This window comes from Amycolatopsis pretoriensis (genome assembly GCF_900107925.1).
GTDB lineage: Bacteria > Actinomycetota > Actinomycetes > Mycobacteriales > Pseudonocardiaceae > Amycolatopsis > Amycolatopsis pretoriensis.
Genome location: NZ_FNUJ01000002.1, coordinates 204,761 through 224,608 on the forward strand (window position 1 = coordinate 204,761; position 19,848 = coordinate 224,608).

At 68.5% G+C, this 19,848-nt stretch carries 20 protein-coding genes and 4 tRNA genes; 21 read left to right on the forward strand and 3 right to left on the reverse strand.

Annotation, left to right across the window (positions count from 1 at the left end; genetic code table 11):
* Positions 1 to 64: 64 nt before the first annotated feature.
* Positions 65 to 136, reverse strand: a tRNA-Val gene (locus tag BLV96_RS07825).
* Between the two features lie 393 nt (positions 137 to 529).
* Here BLV96_RS07825 and BLV96_RS07830 point away from each other — a divergent pair.
* From BLV96_RS07830 to BLV96_RS07845, 4 genes are all read left to right on the forward strand, one after another.
* On the forward strand, positions 530 to 955 hold the full coding sequence (locus BLV96_RS07830; RefSeq protein ID WP_033293569.1) for an SsgA family sporulation/cell division regulator: 426 nt from the start codon (positions 530 to 532) through the stop codon (positions 953 to 955).
* 112 nt (positions 956 to 1,067) lie between these two features.
* Positions 1,068 to 1,140: transfer RNA gene (locus BLV96_RS07835), tRNA-Gly, on the forward strand.
* Positions 1,141 to 1,161: 21 nt separating this feature from the next.
* Positions 1,162 to 1,232, forward strand: a tRNA-Cys gene (locus BLV96_RS07840).
* 1 nt (position 1,233) lies between these two features.
* Positions 1,234 to 1,305, forward strand: a tRNA-Val gene (locus BLV96_RS07845).
* 105 nt (positions 1,306 to 1,410) lie between these two features.
* On the opposite strand, the gene BLV96_RS50520 is transcribed toward BLV96_RS07845, so the two are convergent.
* Both BLV96_RS50520 and BLV96_RS07855 read right to left on the reverse strand, forming a co-directional pair.
* A complete protein-coding gene (locus BLV96_RS50520) occupies positions 1,411 to 1,809 on the reverse strand; it encodes a hypothetical protein (RefSeq protein ID WP_244180094.1) in 399 nt (132 codons plus the stop codon).
* Positions 1,810 to 2,117: 308 nt separating this feature from the next.
* On the reverse strand, positions 2,118 to 2,402 hold the full coding sequence (locus BLV96_RS07855) for a DNA-binding protein (protein ID WP_086680367.1): 285 nt from the start codon (positions 2,400 to 2,402) through the stop codon (positions 2,118 to 2,120).
* 228 nt (positions 2,403 to 2,630) lie between these two features.
* Between BLV96_RS07855 and BLV96_RS07860 the strand changes: the two genes are divergently transcribed.
* The 17 genes from BLV96_RS07860 to BLV96_RS07930 all read left to right on the forward strand — a co-directional run bounded on the left by BLV96_RS07860 (position 2,631) and on the right by BLV96_RS07930 (position 19,591).
* Positions 2,631 to 2,780, forward strand: coding sequence for an Lsr2 dimerization domain-containing protein (locus tag BLV96_RS07860; RefSeq protein WP_086680369.1), 150 nt, complete (start codon positions 2,631 to 2,633; stop codon positions 2,778 to 2,780).
* 218 nt (positions 2,781 to 2,998) lie between these two features.
* A complete protein-coding gene (locus BLV96_RS49045) occupies positions 2,999 to 3,340 on the forward strand; it encodes a hypothetical protein (RefSeq protein WP_143050927.1) in 342 nt (113 codons plus the stop codon).
* Positions 3,341 to 4,028: 688 nt separating this feature from the next.
* A complete protein-coding gene (locus BLV96_RS07865; protein WP_086683772.1) occupies positions 4,029 to 5,075 on the forward strand; it encodes a class I SAM-dependent methyltransferase in 1,047 nt (348 codons plus the stop codon).
* A gap of 40 nt (positions 5,076 to 5,115) precedes the next feature.
* Positions 5,116 to 5,274 carry a hypothetical protein gene (locus BLV96_RS49705; protein WP_158104231.1) on the forward strand — a complete coding sequence of 53 codons (159 nt, stop codon included), beginning with the start codon at positions 5,116 to 5,118 and terminating at the stop codon, positions 5,272 to 5,274.
* Positions 5,275 to 5,307: 33 nt separating this feature from the next.
* Positions 5,308 to 6,141, forward strand: coding sequence for a phytanoyl-CoA dioxygenase family protein (locus BLV96_RS07870; RefSeq protein ID WP_086683775.1), 834 nt, complete (start codon positions 5,308 to 5,310; stop codon positions 6,139 to 6,141).
* A gap of 13 nt (positions 6,142 to 6,154) precedes the next feature.
* On the forward strand, positions 6,155 to 7,159 hold the full coding sequence (locus BLV96_RS07875; RefSeq protein WP_086683778.1) for a hypothetical protein: 1,005 nt from the start codon (positions 6,155 to 6,157) through the stop codon (positions 7,157 to 7,159).
* Positions 7,156 to 7,776 carry a hypothetical protein gene (locus BLV96_RS07880; RefSeq protein WP_086683780.1) on the forward strand — a complete coding sequence of 207 codons (621 nt, stop codon included), beginning with the start codon at positions 7,156 to 7,158 and terminating at the stop codon, positions 7,774 to 7,776. Before BLV96_RS07875 ends, BLV96_RS07880 begins: the two co-directional genes overlap by 4 nt.
* Before the next feature lie 11 nt (positions 7,777 to 7,787).
* Positions 7,788 to 9,080 (forward strand): YcaO-like family protein, encoded by a 1,293-nt coding sequence (locus tag BLV96_RS07885; protein ID WP_086683783.1) that lies wholly within the window; start codon positions 7,788 to 7,790, stop codon positions 9,078 to 9,080.
* On the forward strand, positions 9,077 to 10,195 hold the full coding sequence (locus BLV96_RS07890; protein ID WP_086683786.1) for a TfuA-like protein: 1,119 nt from the start codon (positions 9,077 to 9,079) through the stop codon (positions 10,193 to 10,195). Before BLV96_RS07885 ends, BLV96_RS07890 begins: the two co-directional genes overlap by 4 nt.
* A gap of 100 nt (positions 10,196 to 10,295) precedes the next feature.
* Positions 10,296 to 10,682, forward strand: coding sequence for a cupin domain-containing protein (locus BLV96_RS07895; RefSeq protein WP_208608173.1), 387 nt, complete (start codon positions 10,296 to 10,298; stop codon positions 10,680 to 10,682).
* Positions 10,679 to 11,866, forward strand: coding sequence for a GTP cyclohydrolase II (locus BLV96_RS07900; RefSeq protein WP_086683789.1), 1,188 nt, complete (start codon positions 10,679 to 10,681; stop codon positions 11,864 to 11,866). The genes BLV96_RS07895 and BLV96_RS07900 overlap by 4 nt, the downstream gene beginning before the upstream one ends.
* Entirely contained in the window at positions 11,863 to 12,528 is a 666-nt protein-coding gene (locus BLV96_RS07905; RefSeq protein ID WP_086683792.1) for a DUF6939 family protein, read from the forward strand. The genes BLV96_RS07900 and BLV96_RS07905 overlap by 4 nt, the downstream gene beginning before the upstream one ends.
* Positions 12,529 to 12,542: 14 nt before the next feature.
* On the forward strand, positions 12,543 to 13,922 hold the full coding sequence (locus BLV96_RS07910; protein WP_143050930.1) for a phenylacetate--CoA ligase family protein: 1,380 nt from the start codon (positions 12,543 to 12,545) through the stop codon (positions 13,920 to 13,922).
* On the forward strand, positions 13,915 to 15,474 hold the full coding sequence (locus tag BLV96_RS07915; protein ID WP_143050931.1) for a hypothetical protein: 1,560 nt from the start codon (positions 13,915 to 13,917) through the stop codon (positions 15,472 to 15,474). The genes BLV96_RS07910 and BLV96_RS07915 overlap by 8 nt, the downstream gene beginning before the upstream one ends.
* Positions 15,471 to 17,045, forward strand: a complete 1,575-nt coding sequence (locus BLV96_RS07920; RefSeq protein WP_086683801.1) for an Ldh family oxidoreductase — start codon at positions 15,471 to 15,473, stop codon at positions 17,043 to 17,045. The genes BLV96_RS07915 and BLV96_RS07920 overlap by 4 nt, the downstream gene beginning before the upstream one ends.
* A complete protein-coding gene (locus BLV96_RS07925) occupies positions 17,042 to 17,830 on the forward strand; it encodes an HpcH/HpaI aldolase family protein (protein WP_086683804.1) in 789 nt (262 codons plus the stop codon). The genes BLV96_RS07920 and BLV96_RS07925 overlap by 4 nt, the downstream gene beginning before the upstream one ends.
* 72 nt (positions 17,831 to 17,902) lie before the next feature.
* Complete coding sequence (locus tag BLV96_RS07930) at positions 17,903 to 19,591, forward strand: proline--tRNA ligase (RefSeq protein WP_086683808.1); 1,689 nt, start codon at positions 17,903 to 17,905, stop codon at positions 19,589 to 19,591.
* The last annotated feature ends 257 nt before the right edge of the window (positions 19,592 to 19,848 follow it).

Below are 19,848 nucleotides of genomic sequence, written 5' to 3' on the forward strand. Positions count from 1 at the left end.
CCCCGACAAGACGGAAAGCCCCTATTCGCGCATCCGGCGAACAGGGGCTCTCTCTGCGAACTCGTGGGCGATACTGGGATCGAACCAGTGACCTCTTCGGTGTGAACGAAGCGCTCTCCCGCTGAGCTAATCGCCCGCTCGCGGTGTTGGAGGAAACACTAGCCTACGACTTCCGGGCGCCTGCAAACGGGTGGTCTCGACCGACCACACTCCGCTTACCGGCGAGTACGGAACGAACAACCCCGAGCTAGCCGGGGTCGTGGCCGGTGGGGGCCGCCCGACACGACGTTCGACATCCGTGCGACGGTGCTATCGCCCGGCGGTCAAACCGCGCAGTATGGAGTGGTGGGCCCACACGGGGCGCGCCGGTCGATCGCGCGCCGTGCGAGTCGACACGGGCGCAAACGGGGGCTGATGGGCCCGTACGGGTGAAGTGCGGCGCACCTGCGACGGAATCGGCCTCCCGATGCGTCCCAGTGGTGACGCCCTCGGCCGGGCCGGGCCGGGAAGGGAGACGAAGGGTAGGACGATGCGCAACGATCACGTGACGCTCCGCTCGACGGCGGTCTTCGACCTGCTGGCGCCGCGGACGCCCGCGGTTCCGGTCAAGGTGGAGCTGCGCTACGACACACGCGACCCGTACGCGGTCGTCGCCGCCTTCCGCACCGGCCGCGCCGGCTGGGTCGAGTGGGTGTACGCGCGTGACCTCCTCGCGGACGGCCTCCTGGCCGACGCGGGCGACGGGGACGTCCGCATCCGCCCTTCGGTCGAGGACCCCGAGTCCGTGCTGATCGAGCTGAACTCGCCGTCCGGGCACGCCATGTTCGAGGCGTCCGCCCAGGAACTGGCCGACTTCCTCGACCGCACGTACGACGTGGTGCTCCCGGGCAACGAGCACCTGTGGGTCGACGTGGACGACGCGCTCACGCACCTGATCCCCCACGATCTGGCCTGATGACGGGCTCGCAACGGCTCAGTGACACCCCGGTGTCGGAGCCGTTCCCGGGGTCCGATATGGTTTTCCCACACCACGGCGACGAGGGTTCAGGCCCCCGGAGCTGCGGAGTGCGGATGTAGCGCAGCTGGTAGCGCATCACCTTGCCAAGGTGAGGGTCGCGGGTTCGAATCCCGTCATCCGCTCGATAGGCTCTCGAGCCTTGCGGTGGAGTGGCCGAGAGGCGAGGCAACGGCCTGCAAAGCCGTGTACACGGGTTCGAATCCCGTCTCCACCTCGCGCGATTAGCTCAGCGGGAGAGCGCTTCCCTGACACGGAAGAGGTCACTGGTTCAATCCCAGTATCGCGCACTCGATCGCAGGAGAGCCCTGTTTGCGGAACACGCAGACAGGGCTCTCTTCGTCGTGTCCTGTGGGGCCCCCCGCCGGGGGCACGCCTCCGACCCCCGCGGTTGGTCACCTCCCGGAGCGTCCTCGGCAAACGTGCAGCCGGTCCGCGCGTGCGTCGATTCGACTCACCACCGCCGAAGCCCATGTGATCGAAGACCGCGCGACGCCCTTCATCTTCTGCCCCAGCTGTGCGCAGCGAGCGACCTCCGGTATCCCGTCTTCGGTCAGCCACGTGCTGTGGGTGTGGCGGCCCTCGTGGAAGGTGGACGTCGGCAGGATCGGTGGCCGCCGCTCCCCCGCCCCGGCCTCGTCCAGATCGATCCCGTCCCACGCCGGCCGCCAGAACCGGATCCGGAAGTTCGACCGCCGCCACGGATGCCCCTCCGGCGTAAACAGCACGAAGGGTTCACGGTGGCTGTCCATCAGCTCCTCGTAGAGCACCGCGATCCCCGGCGGCAACGCCACGAATCTCGTACCAGCAGGAGTTTTCGTCCGCCCCTTCTCCGGGCGAGAGTTCCCCCGCCTCGTCGGCGGCCGCCGACGAGGCGGGGGCCGCCGACGGCCATCTGCGTGGTGATCAAGCACAGCACAAACCCTGACTTTCCCAGCCCGAGCTCGTACAGCCGCATCGCAGCGCCTGCGCCGGCGTCGCCACCAACCGCTCCGTGTCAAACCATCGGGACGCTTGTACCGGGCACGCCACTCACCCCTGCCCGGGCTCTTCCTGGCCGTGGGCCATCCTTCAGCTCCTCTTCTCTATTGATCCGCCCGCCTCACGCGGCACGGAAGTCCTGGGCAACGTCCGCAACGGGCACCCGCCGCCGCGGCTGCCTCGCCGGCGCGGCGCTGAGCCGCACGATCTCGGCGACATCGCCACGGGTGAACCGGTAGTGCTTGCCGAACCGGTGGTGCGGCAGCACGCCGGCCGCGGCCTGGTCCTTCAGCTGCGCATCCGGATCCGCCGGCGGCTCCGGCACGCTCGCGCGGACCACTGCGGCAAGTTCCCGGATCGCGTCCGCAACGCCATCGATGCACTCGAAGCACGTTTCAGTTCCCATCACGTCTCTCCTTTCGTCCTTCGACAGCCGTACGACTCGATTTCAGGGGAAGTCTTCGCCGCCGTACACAGACATCTACGCCGACACGGGTACGGACAGCCAACAGCCCTGCGCAGGAAATACAAAGAGCCTCGTCAGCGAACATACCCGTCAACCGCACACGATCACACGACGCCACTATTCGACGAATCCAGTGGATTTACACCAACTCGAAGAAGGATTACAACAATGGCTGGGCGAGTCTCCATCGAGATCTCCGACGACACAGACGGCAGCCGTGCCGACCGGACTGTCCTCTTCGGACTTGACGGCGTGCCCTACGAGATCGCCCTGTCCAAAGCAAACGCTGCCGCGTTGCGCACGGCGATGGAGTCCTAAGTGACAAAGCCGAACCGACGAGCCCAACGGAGCAAATAAAATGAGACGTACCTCAGGCTCACACATGGACCGCGCCCCTCCGGCACGTCGGCGCCACGCTGCTTATGCCTGGCACATGCCGAAGCGGTCAACTCCTTTCCAGGCGATCATGTACCTGGCGCGTCAGCAGCTTGCGACTCAGGGAGTGACGGTCACGAAGTTCAAGCCCACTGCTCGTCTTGAAGGAAGGCTTCAGCCGGTCAGCCACCATCGCCGTCGACCGCCAGGCGGGCGGGTCCAAGCGTGACCCCCGAATTACCGGCCGACTTGATCTGGCTGCGCTGCGCGTGTCGCGACGGCACGATCACTGGCGTCCGGTTCGTCAAACAGCCCGCGTTCGCCAACCACCTGGACCGCCGGCCGAGGTCGACGACCGCGCGTTCTGGCCGTGCGACGCCCCGCCACTGAAAGCGGCGCTGTCCGGTTTACCAGGAGTGCTGGCGGTTGTTGCCTCGCGCCGCGGCGCCCACCACCTGGCGCCCGTCGCAATCATAGTGACGGAAGCTGACACCATCAGCTGAATCACCCTGCCCACCACCCCCTCCCCACCCGACCCAACGCCGCCAGAAAATCGCCCACGGGGTATCGGACGTCTCCACTCAAGCGCAATTCTTTGGGGTCGTAGTTTCCCGCAGCTGCCCGCGGCGGCGTGGGACGCGCCAGGCACCTCGCCGACGGATGTCCGAGCGTGCATAGTTACATTCAGTAACAGCACGATCACTCCTGCGCGCACCGGATTACCTGGTCGGCCAGTTGTCCTCACCGCGCCCTCCTGCGACGTTGATTTGTGTGGCCAGTGACTTGCAGCAGAAGAAGATCCTCGTTGTGTTCGCCGCTATGGACGTCGACGGTGACGGTTTCCTGGAGCACAGGGACGTCGAGGTGCTCAGCGACCGCGGTGGGTGAGGATGCGGGGAAAGGCCGGTTGCGCGTGATCATGATGGGGTGACAGGAGGCGCTACACGCGGATTCCGGGCAGCACCGTGACAAAGGATCACGGTACCGAGGATCCTCACTTCGACGACATGCCTGGGACGGCGAGCGCTGGTCCGGGAACATGTCAGCCAACTGTGCTTGGAGGAGCAAAAACGACCGTGAAACTCGCCTTCGTTTCCCAGAGGCGTGGCACCAAGTCGCTCGCCTCTCGTACCCGGCACCCAGCGGCACGACTGAATCCACTGCTTGCCGCTTACCTCTAGGGATGACTCGATGGACCGCGCCACCACCGAAGCATTGTTCGCCCCGCTCGACCTGGAGCAGGCCCTGCACCTCCTCGATTCGCTGACCTGGTTTCCGGAGAGCGAAGAAAACCGCTGGCCACGAGTAGCCGACTACGTGGCTCGCAACGTCACGACGGTGCCCCGGCCGGATCCCGGTGACTGCCGGTCCGTGGCGGATCGCGCCATGGCCCTCGCCGGCTCGCCGGCCGGTCACGGAAACCCCTCGGAGCGAACGGGCCGCTGGCGTGACGTGCCGGACGCCAAGGCGCTGTACCAGGTCAAGTACGACCTGATGTCGTTGCTCTACCCTGATGACTGGTTCACCTACATGAACATGGGTTACCAGGCCACGGAGAACGAAGCCGTGGCACCCGCAGCTGATGAGCCCATCCAGACCTCGATCTGGCGCTACGCGCAGCAGCTGTATGACTTGGTCGCGGCGCAGGCACCGCTCGAGGGTAAAGACCTGCTCGAGGTGGGCAGTGGCCGCGGCGGCGGCGCGGCCTTCGTCACCACAACGCACTCACCCCGGTCGGTGGTCGGTCTCGACTACTCGCCGAACAACGTCGAGTTCTGCAGCCGGGTGCACCGCATTCCCGGGCTCGACTTCCGGCATGGCGACGCCGAGGATTTGCCGTTCGCCGATCACACCTTCGACGCCGTGCTCAACATCGAGTCGGCGCACTGCTATCCGGATGTCGATCGCTTCTTCTCCGAAGTCCGCCGTGTGCTGAAGCCGGGCGGGCACCTCCTGTTCGCCGACGAATGGTGGACGATCCGCAAGAACGAGCTCGCGGAAAAGGTCTCGGCCGCGGGCCTGCGTGTCGTCGCCGAAGAAGACATCACCGACGGTGTCATCCGCGCGTTGGACGAGTTGCCGAACTATGTCGAGAAGCTGCTGGTCGACCTGGAGGATGGCGCACAGAAACGAGCCTACGCACGGTTCTTCAACGAACGCGTCTGCCGCGAGTCGGCGCACTCGTACCGATCCGGCCGATTCGTATTCCTGCGCCAACTGGCGGTCCGTGATGCCTGATCCTTCTGACAACGCTCGAGCGCGAACCCCGGAGGCACTTGTGACAGATGACAAAGAACGTGAGCCCGACGAACAGCGGACCACGGAAACTCCACCGCCGCACGGAGATGGCGGCACCGAAGACGATCGACAGGAGTACTTCGAGCAGCTGGCCGCAGTCCGCAACAGCATTCTCGAAGGTGTCATCACCCATTGGTGATTCGACGGCTCCTCGAAGGAAGGTCGGGAACGCGTGACTCGCACCGAACCCAACACGTCCCCTGAAATCGGATCCCCACAGTTCGCGGAGTTCCGCGAGCAGGGATTCGCCGGGCCGATGACACTCATGGAGCCGGCCGAGATGGCCGCGCTTCGGCCGGCCGTCGACGAAGTGCTCGCCACACGCGGCCTCGCGCCCGAGCCGTCGACCGAGCAGTCGTCGGGGAGGCTGTCGGCCTTGGTCGCCCAGCACCGCAGCGGGAGTCCGGTGCCCTTCATCGAATGCCGGCATCTCGACTCCCCCGTCGTACACCGCTTGTGCACGCACCCGCGGCTGCTGGCCGTAGCCCGCGCTCTGTACGGGGCAGACCTGCTGCTCTGGCGGTCGACGTTCATTGCGAAGGCGTCCGGCGGACCGGAGTTCCACTGGCACCAGGACTGGGGTGGTGTGCATGCCCCGGGCGACGAGTACGGCCTGGAACCCCCGATGTCCTTCACGTTCTGGATAGCGCTGACCGAAGCCACCGAGGAGAACGGTTGCCTGCGGTTCATCCCCGGCGTTCGCGCGGTGCTCCCGTCCCGGCCGGCGAACGCCGGGCAACGGGCGACGATGCTCGTCGACGACCAGGATGTGGACACCTCCGAAGTCCGGTCGTTGCCGCTGCAACCAGGCCAGTTCGCGGTCTTCACCGATCGGGCTCTGCACGCGTCGGGTCCCAACACCTCGGGGGCCGAACGACTCGGCCTGGCGGTCAGGTACACGGTCCCTGCCGTCCGGGTCCGCGGGCATTTCCCCGGCCACGCCTGCCTGGTGGCATCCGGAGCGGATCGCGCCGGGTTGAACGTCATCGCCGCACCGCCCACCTGAAGGACGCTGAAGCATGATGACCGACCCCAGCCACCGGCCACCGCGGATCGAAGGCGATGCCGGCGGTGTGCCGAGGACCACCGGCAAAGGTCTGGTGGTGGCGTGGACGGGTGTGGAAGGAACGGGCCGCGAATACGCGGTGGCGTTGTCCCGCCCGTTCAGCACCGTGGCTGACCGCACACAGTGGTCCCGGTCCGTCGAGGGCATCGCCGCCGCCCACGACTCCGCGCTCGTCCTGCTACCCGAGGACGAGTTCGACTTCTCCACGGCCAACGCACTGATGCGCGACGGCGTGACCTACCGGCTCCCGATCGGCGTGCTGCCCGTGCCCGGAGAAAGCCGGGCGGCCCGCGACCTCACCACCCGCGCTGTCGAACACTGGAGAAGACCGGACCACTCGGCGCACCGGTTGGCGCTGTACTGCGATTTTCGCTCGGAGCCGCCGACCCGGACGGCGTGGGCCTTCGGGTCCGCCGGTTCCGACGAGTTCGTCGAACGGCTCCGTACCGGAGTCGAGGCGGTCGTACTCCACAGTCACGGCAACGGTGCCGATTTCCGCGTGGGGAAACACGTGCTCTGCCATCAGGCCGACAGCTCCCGGCCGGCGCGCGGCCGCTCCGGCGAGCGGTTCCTGCCGTGCCAGGGCGGCGGCCCGTGCCGTCTCGAACACCGGACCGAATTCACGGCTTTCCACGGCGTAGGTGCCGTGCGGGCTCGCCTCGTGGTCGTGCTGTCGTGCTCGGCCTTCCAGCCGGCCGACGGTATGTTGCAGCCGCGGTTCCAGTTCGCCGGCGGGATGCTGTCACGGGCCGGCCACGCGGCCGGGCTCGTCGCTTCGACGAGGATCAACCACCAGACCCCGCGGCTCGGGGTGGCGGTCGCCCGCCTGCTCGACGACGGCGCGCCGCTCGGCGAGGTGGCCATGCGGATCAACCTCCTGTCTTCGGCGCCACCGTCATACCTCTGCGTCGGTGATCCCGATCTGAGCCTGACCGCAGTCGAGCCGGAACCGTCGTGAACCAAGTCACCGCCGCTCAGCTCCGGCTGGCCAGGGCCGCCGTCGCAGCCGGCGACTACCCGGCTTCGCTCGGCGCGAATCTGGTCGAGGCGCTGGCCGGATCGACGACCGACGCCGATCGCCTGCTCGCACACTTCCTCGGCGTGGTGTTGAGTGTGCGCGGACCGGACGTGCACGGCTACTTCGGTTCCGCCCTCGGCTACAGCCCCGAACGAGCGGTGCGGGAGCGCCACCACTGCGGACGTCACCAGCTGGTTTTCCGGATGGTCCTCCACGATCTCCCGGAGGCGTCGCGCGATCTTCACGTGTGCGAACGGTGCGGTCCGGCGTCCGCCACCCCCACCGGGATACCACCCGCGCGAGTCGAGATCGAGGGACCGGCCACGGCTCGGGTCGCCTTGCCCGGTCCGCTCCGCACGTCCGGGTGGGTCGCGGCCGGCCTGCAGCCGATCGGTGGTCACGTCGAAGCGCATGACCACCTCCGCCCCCTGGCTCCCGGTACCTCCGAATTGGAGTTCCGGCTGTCGAGGGGCAATACCGCCGGTTTGCGCAGGTTCGCTGCCGCAGTGGTGAACGGCGGCGAGTTCGCCATCGTCCAATTCCCCCTGGAAGGCTGAGAGGCGTCCCCGTGCTGGACCTGAACACCCGTTACCCAAAGGAACACCGCACCGGCACCCACCGGTCCCGGACCCCGGCCGAGACACTGACCGACTTCGGAACCCGCATGGAGCGCATCGGGATCACCAGACTGGCCAACATGACCGGCCTGGACTGGATCGGGATCCCGGTCTACAACGCGATCCGGCCGAACTCGCGTTCCTTGTCGGTGTCACAAGGCAAAGGTGTCGACCACGACGCCGCGAAGGTCTCCGCCATGATGGAATCAATCGAATACTGGCACGCGGAGGTGTTCGACGGCCCGCTGCGGCACGACTCCTACCGCGAGCTCAGCGTCCGCGAGCCGGTGATCGACGTCCACCAGCTACCCCTGCGCGGTGGCTTGGACACCATCGGCGCCGCCCGCCAAACCCCCGCACGCGCCCAGCTGCGGACGGACCTGCCGACGCTGTGGGCACGGGGCTACGACCTCCTGCGGCAAAGCCCGATGTGGGTGCCGCACGAAACGGTCCGGCTGAACAAGGTGGGCCTGGACTACGCCGCCACGACGTTCCGGGTCGGTTCCAACGGCCTCGCCTCCGGGAACAGCCTGCCCGAAGCGATCGTGCACGGCATCTGTGAACTGGCGGAGCGCGATGCCCTCACCATGTGGTGGAACGGCCTGCAGGACCGGGATCACGTCGAGGCGACCAAGCTCGGCCTGGACACAGTCACCGACCCCGTGTGCACGGGCCTGCTGGAGCAGTTCGACGCGGCCGGCATCGACGTGGTGGCCTGGGATGTCACCTGTGACACCGAGATCCCGGCCTACCAAGTGTGCGTCGCCGAGCGTGAGCAGCGCGCCTCGTGGCGGTCGTTCGGGGCGTGCTGGGGCTACGGTGCCCACACCAGCCCGGCCGTCGCGCTGTCCCGGGCGCTGACCGAGGCCGCGCAGAGCCGGGTGACCGTCATCGCGGCGAGCCGGGACGAAAACTTCCGGACGATGTACCACGCGCAGAACGACGCCGAGACGCTGCGCCGCACCCGAGAAGCCTTTTTCTCCCAAGCCGGCACCCACCGGTTCGACAGCACCCGGGGCGTCGACAACCCGACGGTCAACGAGGACCTCGACGATCTGCTGACCCGGTTGCGCAATGCCGGTATCGACCAGGTGGTGGCGGTGGACCTCACCCGACCGGACATCGGCATCCCGACCGCGAAAGTCATCATCCCCGGTCTGGAGTACTACTCGTTGTTCGTCGGCTACGCCCCCGGCCCGCGGGCGCGCCGACGTCAGCCGCGGCCGTCGGAGGCGATTTCATGAGCGAAGTCGCCCGGGGGCGGGAAGCCTACGTGTTCCTGGGGCCGAGTCTGCCGGTTTCCCGGGCACGAGAGCTGCTGCCCGCCCGCTACCTGCCGCCGGTCGCCTGTGGTGACATCACCGAACTGGTCCTCGACCGGGAACCTCCGGCCGCGATCGGCATCGTCGACGGCTTCTTCGAACAGGTACCGACCGTCTGGCACAAGGAGATCCTGTTCGCCATCAGCCGGGGGGTGCACGTCTACGGCTCGTCCAGCATGGGGGCGTTGCGTGCCGCGGAGCTGCACAGCTTCGGCATGCACGGCGTGGGGACGGTGTTCGGGAAGTTCCGGTCGGGCGAGTACACCGATGACGACGAGGTGACCATCGTGCACGCCGCGGCCGAGGACGGGTACCGGCCGCTCTCCGACGCCATGGTGAACATCCGCGCGGGTCTGGCCGCGGCGGCCGGCACCGGAGTCATCGGCGCGGACACCCGGAGGCAGTTGGTGGAGCTGGCCAAGGGGACCTACTACCCCGACCGGTCCTGGTCGCGCCTGCTCGCTGACGGCCTGGCGCGCGGACTCCCGGAAACCGAGCTGACCGCGCTCCGGGAGTACGTTCGTGCCGGCCGACCGGACGTCAAGCGTGATGATGCGCTGGCGTTGGTCAAGCGCATGCGCGACGACTTGGCCGCCGGCCTGCCGCCGATCGTCGCCTCCTTCGCACTGGAGCCGACGTTCTACTGGGAGAAGCTACTGGCCATCGTCCGCCAGGACCGGGTGCGGCGAGACGTGGAAGCGCGGTTCGGCGCGACCGCCGGCGCGCTGCACCGATATCTGGCCACCCAGCACCCCGAGGTGCTCGACAAGGCGCTGAGCCGGGTGCTGGCCGAGCGTGAAGCACGCCGGCTGGGCCTGGTGGACGAGTCCGGCACGCCACTGGCGAGCGATGACCCGGCGGTTCGCCGGGTCCTTCTCCAGCGGCTGGCGGGCGAGCTGACCGGCCCCGCGTCCGCCGAACTCCAGCGCCTCGGCCTGACCGAAGCCACCCGTTCGGCCTTACGGGTGTCCGGCACGTCGGACGGGCGCGCCCTCCCACCGGCTTCCCTGCCTCTCCCGGGAGGCCGTCACGAGTAACCGGAAGGAGCGTTTTTCCGAGTCGTAGGAATCGAGAGGGGCATTGAACGTGGAAACAAAGTTCTCACCCGAGGACCACATTCACAATCTGCTCGACGGTGTGCGCCGCGCCATGTACGACGACGCCGGCGTCGAACTCGAAGACATCTTCGGGGTGTCCGGGTCCCGTGCCGAAGCGCTGCCGGACCTCACCATCGGCCTGGACCGCATAGTCATGCTGCCAGGCACGGCGTTCCCGCTGCACGTGCACCCGGGCGCCCACCTGCTCTACGTCCTCGACGGCCGGGGCGGCCTGCGGGTCGACGGCCAGGACTACGTGCTGGAACGAGGGGACTCCATCTACGTCCCCGCGGACTATCCGCACGGCGTGCAGGGGCCGGTGGACGACCGGCCGCTGGAATTCCTCGCCTTCGGAGTCCCGCACCACGAGGTCGATTCCACCACGCGCATGGTGCTGGTCCGCGACGACGAAACCGTCACGTCGTGACGGCCCCGGCGATTTCCGGCCCAGCCGTTGTCCCACTGCGTTTCGACGGCGTCGAGACGACTTTCGAAGTGTGGCACTTCGACTTCGGCGGTGACCGGTGGATCGCGGCCTGGACCGGTGATCTGCACGACGGCCCCGTTCCCTTGCGCATCGAGTCCGCCTGTGTTTTCGGGCACGTGCTGCGCTCGGCGCAGTGCGATTGCGGGTTCCAGCTCGAGACCGCGATGACCACCTTCGCCCGTCGCGGACGCGGATTGCTCCTCTACGCCGTCGACCAGGACGCGCGCGGCCTGGGCATCGCCGCCCACTTCGCCATCTACGCCCTGCGTCAGCAGGAAAAGCTGGACACGGACGCTGTGTACGCCCGGCTCGGCGCGCCCGTGGACGCTCGCACCTACGACGCCGCGCTGGCAATTCTGCGGCATCTTCAGGTCAGCTCGGTGCGCCTGCTCAGCAACAACTCCGGCCGCGACCGGTTCCTGCGGCAGGCCGGGCTCGCCGTCGAGAACGAGCCCCTGGCCGAACCGCTCAACGCGCACAACATGAGCACGCTCATGCTGGAGAAAGAAGATCTCGGTTACGACTGGTCGTTCGAAACGCACGCCGATTGGCTGGAACCCATGCAAGCCTCCGTGGCCGGCGACGCGGAGCGCAGCCTGGCCACCTTGGCCGTGCCCGGCAGTGGCAGTACGGCAAACCCGTTGGCGATGGCCGAGGACCTCGGCAGCTGGGAAGTCGCGGCGGCCTTGCGCGCCGGCGAGCCGCCCGCCGTACCGGACGGGCACCCGGCAGTCGTCTACCTGACCGATCTGCCCCGGGCCGACGAGCTGCCGGTCTACGCCGACTTGGGCGCTTATGCCGTGGTGGTGCCTTTCGCCGACATTCCGCCGCTGCTGCACCAGGCCGGCCTCCGGGCAGGCATCCGTATCGTGGACTGGGCGCGCCGCAACGCCTACGACCCACCACGGCCACAGTGGACGCTCGTGCACGATACCGCCGGCCGGCAGGTCTACGCCCGTGCCGGACGCCTGCGCTACGTCGCCCCTTCCGCGGACCTCGCCACCGTCCGGAGTTCGAACCTCGCCGACGCCGTCGTCCGGGCCGAGGCGCGCTGGCTCGAACTGGACCCCGGGGCGGCCTCACTCGCCCAGGATGGCGCGCTGACCGCATTGACCGTGACATGACCGCGCGCGGACAGGCCCGCGCGGTGACGCGGCAGCAGGGCGAGTCCATCCCGGTCGGTGCGGGGCTGGCAGTGGACACGGCAAACGCCGCACCGGAGGCGATGCGGCGGTTCCGCTGCCTCAACCCCTTCACCTTCGCGTCGGGCTGGCGCATCCCGGTGCCCGGTGCCGATGCCTTCGCCCACTCGGTCGAAGGCATCTGGCAGGGGCTGAAGCTGGTCGACGGCCAGACCGATCTCGCGATGCTGCACAGTCCCGCCCGGAAACGGCCGCCGGAGCACGAGCGCGTGAACGGGTACGACTACGCCGGGTCGGTGTTCAGCTTCGGCAGCCGCACGATCGGCTTGGTGGCGGCTCGCTACCTGATCTACCTGCCGGCCTACCTCCACCTGCTGGACCGGTTGGCCCCCGAGAGCGTCATCCGGGAGATAGCGGGCCGGCTGCAGCACGGTCACGATGTCCACTTCTACGACTGGGACGCCAATTTCGACATCGAAGACGACCACAGCTCGTTCAGCCACTCGGCCGTGCTGGCGGCCTGGTTCGGGGGCCACCTCGACTCGCTGCTGGTTCGCCGGGACCGGTGGTTGACCGAGAACGACGCCACCGCCCAGAGCGCCCCTCTCGCGCTGACGCGCTACCACGGCCTCCACGCTCGCTGAAAGGCAGGTTCACCGTGCACGTACCCCGGAAGCTCGCCAGCCGCGCCTATTGGCAGAGCCAGCGCATGCGGGGCCGGTCAGCAGTTCACCGGCGCCTGGAGGAGTTACGGGCCAATCAGCACCTGCCGGCCGAGGTCGTCGACGCCCGGCAGTTCGAAAAGCTGCAGTCCGTTGTGGCGCACGCCTACCGCACCGTGCCGTACTACCGGCAAGTGATGGACAAGAGAGGCATGCGCGAGATCACCTCCCCGAGCGACCTCCGCGAGCTCCCCTTGCTGACTCGTGACGTGCTGGCCCGCGAGCAGGCCGGGCTGCTGTCCGAGACGGCCGACCGGGCGACCCTCCAGGCCAACTACTCGAGCGGGTCGACGGGGCGTCGTGCCGAGTTTCGCCAGGACCTCGACTTCCGCATGTGGATGCGCGCCCACCAGCTGCGCACCTACGAATGGTGCGCCGGCTGGCAGCTCGGTGACCCGTTCGTCCTGCTGTGGGGGTCGGAGATCTACTGGTCGTTCAAGCAGACGATGGATCGGCTGGAGAACCTGGCGACCAACCGGCGCGAGTTCAACACTTTCCGGTTGTCCCCGGAGCTGATCACCACGTTCCTGAACAAGCTCGTCGAGTTCGAACCCGCCTTGATCAGCACCTATTCCAACGCCATGCACCTGATCGCCAAGGGCGCCGAACGGCTGGGCCGGACCATTCCCGGACTCCAGGCGGTCCAAGGTACGTCCGAGCCGCTGCCGCCCGCCCTGCGCGCCCGGATCGGCGATGTCCTGGGTTGCCAGGTCTACGACAAGTACGGCATGCGTGAGACCAACATCATCGCCCACGAACAGCCGGGTGGCGGCCCCATGCTGATCCAGTCCGAAAACGTCTACGTGGAATTCCTCGACGACGACGGCGAGCCGTGTGCGCCCGGGCAGACCGGGCGGATCGTCGTGACCACGTTGAACAACCGCTCGATGCCGCTGTTGCGCTACGAAACCAGCGACTTGGCCGCGCCGCTCCTCCGCGACCCGGCCGCGCCTCTGCCGTACCCGGCGATGACCACGGTGGCCGGCCGGCTGCAGGACCTCATCCTGACGCCCTCCGGTGACCACGTCGACGCCTACCTCTTTTCCTACCTGTTCATGCGGTTCCCCGAAGTGGACTGGTTCCAGGTCGTGCAGCGGGAACCCGACCGCCTCGACATCCGGATCTACGCGCCCGGCGGTCTCGGCAACCGCACCACGGCCGAGCTGGTCGACCGGATCCAGCACCACACCGGCTATCCGTTCGACATCGCGTTCGAGCCACTGGAACGGATGCCGGAATCCAGCACCGGCAAGTTCCGGCTCTGTGTGTCCGAACTGGACCCGGCCACGCGGAAAGGACTGCTGACCCGTGACTGAACTGGATTCATCCCTGTTGCTCTCGTTCGACGACGGAGCACCACCACCGCCGCCGGCGCCGTTGCCGGCTGCCCTGGATTGGCGGCCACCGCCGCCGGATGCAGCGCCGGTCACGGCGCTCGTCGACTCCGCTGCCGCCGGCGATTTCGACCTCGGCGACTTCACCACATCGCTGCTCCAGGCCGACGTGCTGGACACGACCGCCATCGACCTTCCCGGCGCCACGGTCACCCTGCCCTACGGCATGCGGTTGCTCCGCCGGATGGAACCGATCTTGCGGTCGATCTACGAACAGCACGGCTACGAGGAGTACGACTACCCCCTTCTGGTGCCGGCGGCGTCGCTGGAGCCGACCCGGACGCTGATGCCGCTGCGGAACTCCCTCGTCATCGCCGGTGACGACAACGACTGGGCCGCCGGACGCAAGCGCATGGTGCTGACCCCGACCGGGGAAGCCGCCGTCTACACCCATTGGGCGCGCACCGTGCGCAGCCGGACCGACCTGCCCATCCGGGGCTATCGGCGCACCCGCTACTACCGACCGGCCCGCGCCGGGCGCAGCGTGTTCCGGGCCATCGAAGCCCTCGACGTGTTCGAGTTCCAGTCTTGTTTCGCCGAAGAACGCGAAGCTCGCGAGGGCTTCGCCGACGCACTGAAGATGTCCCGTGAAGTATCCACCGCCCTGCACGTGCCGGCGCTGTGGGCGACCCGGCCACCGTGGACGAACAATGACGCGGTCTCCGATCTGACGGTCGGTGCCGATGTGCCGCTCCCGCAAGGCTCGACGATCCAAGTGGGCAGCGTGTACCAGCAAGGGCAGCGCTTCTCACGAGCTTACGGAGTGGCCTATCGCGAGAGCGGCGAGCGGATCAACACGTGGCACGTGACCGGCGCGCTGACTCGCCGGTTGCTGCTCATGCACCTCATGTTGGGCATGGACTCCCAGGGCGAACTGCTGGTGCACCCGGATCTCGCGCCGGTGCAGATCGGGCTCACGATGTCCACCGCCGACCCGGCCCAGCGCGCCGAGGCGCGGGAGCTCACCGATCTCCTCGCCGTCCGGGGCGTTCGCTGTGAGCTGCAATTCCCCGAGAATCGCAATCGGGTGAGCCGGCTCCAGCGGGTGTGGCGCCGGCAGGGCGTACCCCTGCGGATCTACCTGCAACCGGCCCGCAAACCAGGCGAACGGATCAAAGTCGTCGTCGTGCGGGCGGATACGCGCGACGAGGCGGTGTTGCTCCCCGGCCGGCTTGCCGGCCTGGCCCAGGGCCTCGTTCGCGCCCTCGACGAAGTCGGTGTCGGCTACCTGCGCCGGACGCTGGGCTTCGTGGCCCGCCGCTGCCGGCCGGCCGACCGCCACACCGCCAAGGAGGTCCTGGCCGACCGTGCCGTCGCGGTCTTCCCGCTCACCGCGGGCCGTCTTGAGGTCGAGGAAGTGGCGTCCTGGGGGCTGGGTGAAGTGCTCGGGCTGCGCCGGGTCGCCGAGCCTCGCCCTTGCGTCGTGACCGGGAAGCCCACCCGTGCCGTCGCTTTCGTTTCGGCCCGGCGGTGACCGTGCCCGCCGTCCGGATAGTCGTCCTGACCGGCGCCCCCGGCGTGGGGAAGAGCGAGGTCGCCCGCCGTCTGGTACGCCGCTACCGGGTACCGGCCGCGCTCATCGACACCGACATGATGGCCGACATCTACCCGTGGGTCGCGGAACCTCGGACCTACGAACTCATCGCCCGGAACGTACGCGCGTGTCTGGCCGCATACCGGGAGTGGGGCGCCCGGGTCGTCGTGATCGCCGGGGTACTGCTCCCCGGCCGCGCGCTGGACGCCCTCGGCGACCTGCCGGCCGACCCCGGCACCACCTGGATCTTCTACGGCCTCCGGGCGCCGGCCTCGGAAATCGCGGCGCGCATCCACGCCGACACGAAGGTGCAGGAGCCGGACGGCCGGCTCAGCTGGAGCTTCGTCGACGCCGAGGTACCGGACGTGCCCGGGGTCCGGCTGGTGGACACCGGCGGCGTCCCGCTGGTGGAGGTCGTGGACCGCCTGGCCGGCGCCGAGTCCCGGGACCTGCCACCCGGCAGCATCCGGCGGCCTGTCCCGCCCCCGGTCGGCGAGTCGGTCCGGGTGGACGTGGCGCAGGCGGAAGCCGCCTGCCGGGAAGCCCTCGCCGGGGCCGGCATGCCGGCCCCGGCGGCCGCCGCCACCGCCGCCGACCTCGTCGACGCCGAGCGGCGCGGCCAGCGGTCGCACGGGTTGCTGCGGCTCCCGGAGTACCTGGCGGCGATCTCGGCCGGTGAGCTCGATCCGAGGGCCACACCGATCGCCCGCCGAACCGGGCCGTCGGCGGTGGTGATCGACGGACGGCGAGCACCCGGCGTGCTGGTGCGGGCGAAGGTCGTGGCCGAGTTCGCGGCCGGCGCCGGTACCGTCGCGGTGCGCTCTTCCGGACACCTGGGCCGGCTGGGGCCGCTGGGCCGCGAGGTGGCGGAGCGGGGGCTGGTGCTGCTCGGGTTCGTGAACTACGCCGGGCACGGCACCAAGGTCGCTCCGGCCGGTGCGTCGGTGGGCCGGTGGGCCACGAACCCGCTCCTCCTGGCGTGCCCCGGCGGGAACGGACGTCCACTGGTGGTGGACATGAGCACGAGCTCGGTAGCCGAAGGGCGGATCCGCGCGGCCCTGACCGCGGGGAAAAGCCTTCCCCCGGGATTGCTCACCGACCCGGCCGGCCGGCCCGTCACCGACGCGGCCCTGCTGTACACCGATCCGCCGCGCGCGGCGATCACGCCGCTGGGCGGGCCGGCTCCGCACAAGGGACACGCCCTGGCCGCCTTCGTGGAGGCGATGGCGGGCGCGGTCGGTGGCGGAGGGCACGTCGGGCAGCCCGGCCCGCCGGGCAACGGCGGGCTGTTCGTGGCCTTCCCGGTCACCGCCTTCGGCCGGTCGGCGAGCGATGTCGAAGACGCGCTCGCGCGAATCGAACAGCACCTGCGTTCCGTGGCACCCGGTCCGGACGCGCCGCGGCTGCCCGGTCGTGCCCCGGCGAGCGAGGACTTGCCCGACGCCGTTTCCGTGCCGGTCGCCCTGTGGCGGTCGATCGGTGAAGCGATACCACACAGGAGTGCACCATGACAGATCAGGCAGAACCCCTGCTGCACCGCACACCGGCATTGCACCCCGGCTCCGGACGATTCGGTCCGGCCATCGGGATCTTCCTGCTCAGCAGCGACAGCATGTTCGCCGAGGCCTGCGCGGGTGAACTCGACTGGGTGGTACTGGACATGGAGGCCGCTCCGATGTCCAAACGCGAAGCCGTCCACCTCATGCAGGCGCTCCGCGGCTCCGGATGCGCACCCGTGGTGCGGGTGCCGTGGGGACAGCAGCACCTCATCGAGCACGCCTTGGACATGGGGGCGTCCGGTGTGATGGTGCCCAAGGTGAGTTCGGCCGACGATGCCGCCGCGGCCGCCCTCGCCTGCCGGTTCCCGCCGGCGGGCAGGCGGGGGATCAACCCGGTGCGGGCTTCCGGCTACTTCACCGACGTGCCCGGGTACTTGGCGAAAGCCAACGACCACATCGCCTGTGTGGTGCAGATCGAGTCGCCCGAAGCGGTGAGCAACGCCGACGAGATCGCGGCCACGCCGGGCGTCGACGGACTGTTCATCGGAATGGGTGATCTTTCGTCCGGATATGGGCAGCCCGGCGTGATGGAAGGACCGGTCATCGACAAGGCACGAGCGGCGGTCCTGGCCGCCGCCGCCCGCCACGGCAAACGAGCCGGCATCTTCGCCTACAGTCGCGAGCTGGCCCGGCGCTATGCCGAAGAGGGTTTCGGGTTCATCGCGGTCGGCAACGACATCAAGCTCTTCCGCGAAGGGCTCACCGACACCTTGGCCGCTGTCCGGACACCTGTGTAGGACCGCGAATGACGGCCGCCGGTAGAATGCCCCACGCTGTCGGTCGACACTGAAAGTGAAACGAGCTGCCTGATGCGCTGGACACGACTCCACGTCCCGACCCTTCGACACGACTCCGCCGACGTGACGTCGCCCAGTCACCGGTTGCTGCTGCGAGGGGGCTTCATCCGTCAGCTCATGGCCGGCCACTATTCGCTTCTGCCACTCGCCGTCCGGGTGCGCTCGAAGATCGTCGAAGTGATCCGCCAGGAGATGAACCGGATCGGGGCACAGGAATTCCTGCTGCCCGGAATGCACCCGGCAGAGATCTGGCGGCGTTCGGGGCGCTGGGAAATCATGGGCCAGGAGATGTTCCGGCTGACCGACCGCCGGGGCGCCGACCTCGCCCTGGGTATGACGCACGAAGAGATCTTCACGCTGCTCGCCGCGGAAATTTCCACCTACAAGGCCCTACCGCAGGCCTGGTACCAGTTCCAGACGAAATTCCGCGACGAACCGCGCCCGAAAGCCGGCCTCCTCCGCACCCGCGAGTTCACGATGAAGGACTCGTACAGCTTCGACCTCACCGACGCCGGATTGGACGAGTCGTTCGAACGACACCGCGGCGCCTACCAGCGGATCTTCACCAGGCTCGGAATTTCCGCAATCCCCGTCGACGCCTCCAGCGGGTCGATGGGCGGTTCGAACTCGACGGAGTTCATGTCCCCGACGGAATCCGGTGAGGACTTCGTCGTGCACTGCGCCGCGTGCGGCTACGCCGCGAACATCGAAAAGGCCGTCTCGGTACCGGCCGCGGCGGCCGAGGCGACCGGCCCCGGTGAAGTCGAACACTTCGCCACCCCCGACGTGCACAGCATCGACGACCTGGCGTCCGCTTTCGGGATCCCGGCCGATCAGCAGATCAAGACTCTGGTCTACGTGCTGGACGACCAGCTCACCATCATCTTGCTTCGCGGCGACCACCAGCTGAGTGAACAGAAACTGCTCGACCTCACCGGCACCCTGGCCGCCCGGCCCGCTCACGCCGACGAGGTCGCCGCCGCGCTGGGGGCCGCTCCCGGCTCCCTGGGCGCGGTCGGCGTAACGGGCGTCCCCGTTCTCGCGGACGAGGTGCTGCGGGGCCGGGCCCACCTGGTCACCGGTGCCAACCGGGATGGCTACCACCTGCGCGGGGTCGACATCGCACGGGACATCGTCGTGGACCGCTGGGCTGACCTCCGCGAAGCGGCCGACGGCGAAGGGTGTGTTCGCTGCGGGCAACCCCTCGGGCTGCTCAAGGCGGTCGAGGTCGGGCACATCTTCAAGCTCGGCCGCAGGTACACCGAATTGCTGGACGCCACCGTGCTCGACGCGGAGGGGCAGCGGGTGCCGATCGTCATGGGCAGCTACGGCATCGGCGTGGAACGGGCCCTGGCCGCCATCGTCGAGGCCCACCACGACGAAAAGGGCATCGTGTGGCCGCGAGTCGTGGCCCCCTTCGAGATCTGCATCGTGATGACGGCCATGAATGATCCCGAAGTCGTCAAGACCGGGGAACGCCTGTACGAAGAACTGCTGGAAGCCGGGGTCGATGTCATACTCGACGACCGCGACGAACGCGCCGGCGTCAAGTTCTCCGACGCTGAACTAGTAGGCTTTCCGCTGAGGATCACCGTAGGAAAACGGCGCTTGGCCGACGGTGAAGTCGAGATCACGGAGCGAGCTTCGGGCGACACCCGCGCAGTCAAACTGGCCGACGTTCTCGCTGCGGTCACGGCCTGATCCGCGACCATAGTCCGCTCCTGCGTACCTGACGCGGAGCGGGCTCCACATCGTGCCCGCGGCGGGCACGTTCCTCGTCGCCCCGGGACAGGGGCTCGTGACGAGGCAGGCACCTGCCCGCCGCGGCGCCGTTGTCCGACGTCGGCGGGCTCGGTCAGCTCCCCCGGTCAAGCCGCTGCTCCAGGGCGTCCAGGATCTGCTTCACCATCGCCGGCGTCACGCCCGGCGCGCGTCCTTCGGAATCCCGTTCTCAGTCA

Coding starts and splice junctions, on each gene's coding strand:
- BLV96_RS07865 (WP_086683772.1), top strand. CDS start 4,029: ATGGACCGCGCCACCACCGAAGCATTGTTCGCCCCGCTCGACCTGGAG.
- BLV96_RS07925 (WP_086683804.1), top strand. CDS start 17,042: ATGACAGATCAGGCAGAACCCCTGCTGCACCGCACACCGGCATTGCAC.
- BLV96_RS07875 (WP_086683778.1), top strand. CDS start 6,155: ATGATGACCGACCCCAGCCACCGGCCACCGCGGATCGAAGGCGATGCC.
- BLV96_RS07890 (WP_086683786.1), top strand. CDS start 9,077: ATGAGCGAAGTCGCCCGGGGGCGGGAAGCCTACGTGTTCCTGGGGCCG.
- BLV96_RS07855 (WP_086680367.1), bottom strand. CDS start 2,402: ATGGGAACTGAAACGTGCTTCGAGTGCATCGATGGCGTTGCGGACGCG.
- BLV96_RS07860 (WP_086680369.1), top strand. CDS start 2,631: ATGGCTGGGCGAGTCTCCATCGAGATCTCCGACGACACAGACGGCAGC.
- BLV96_RS07905 (WP_086683792.1), top strand. CDS start 11,863: ATGACCGCGCGCGGACAGGCCCGCGCGGTGACGCGGCAGCAGGGCGAG.
- BLV96_RS07930 (WP_086683808.1), top strand. CDS start 17,903: ATGCGCTGGACACGACTCCACGTCCCGACCCTTCGACACGACTCCGCC.
- BLV96_RS07830 (WP_033293569.1), top strand. CDS start 530: ATGCGCAACGATCACGTGACGCTCCGCTCGACGGCGGTCTTCGACCTG.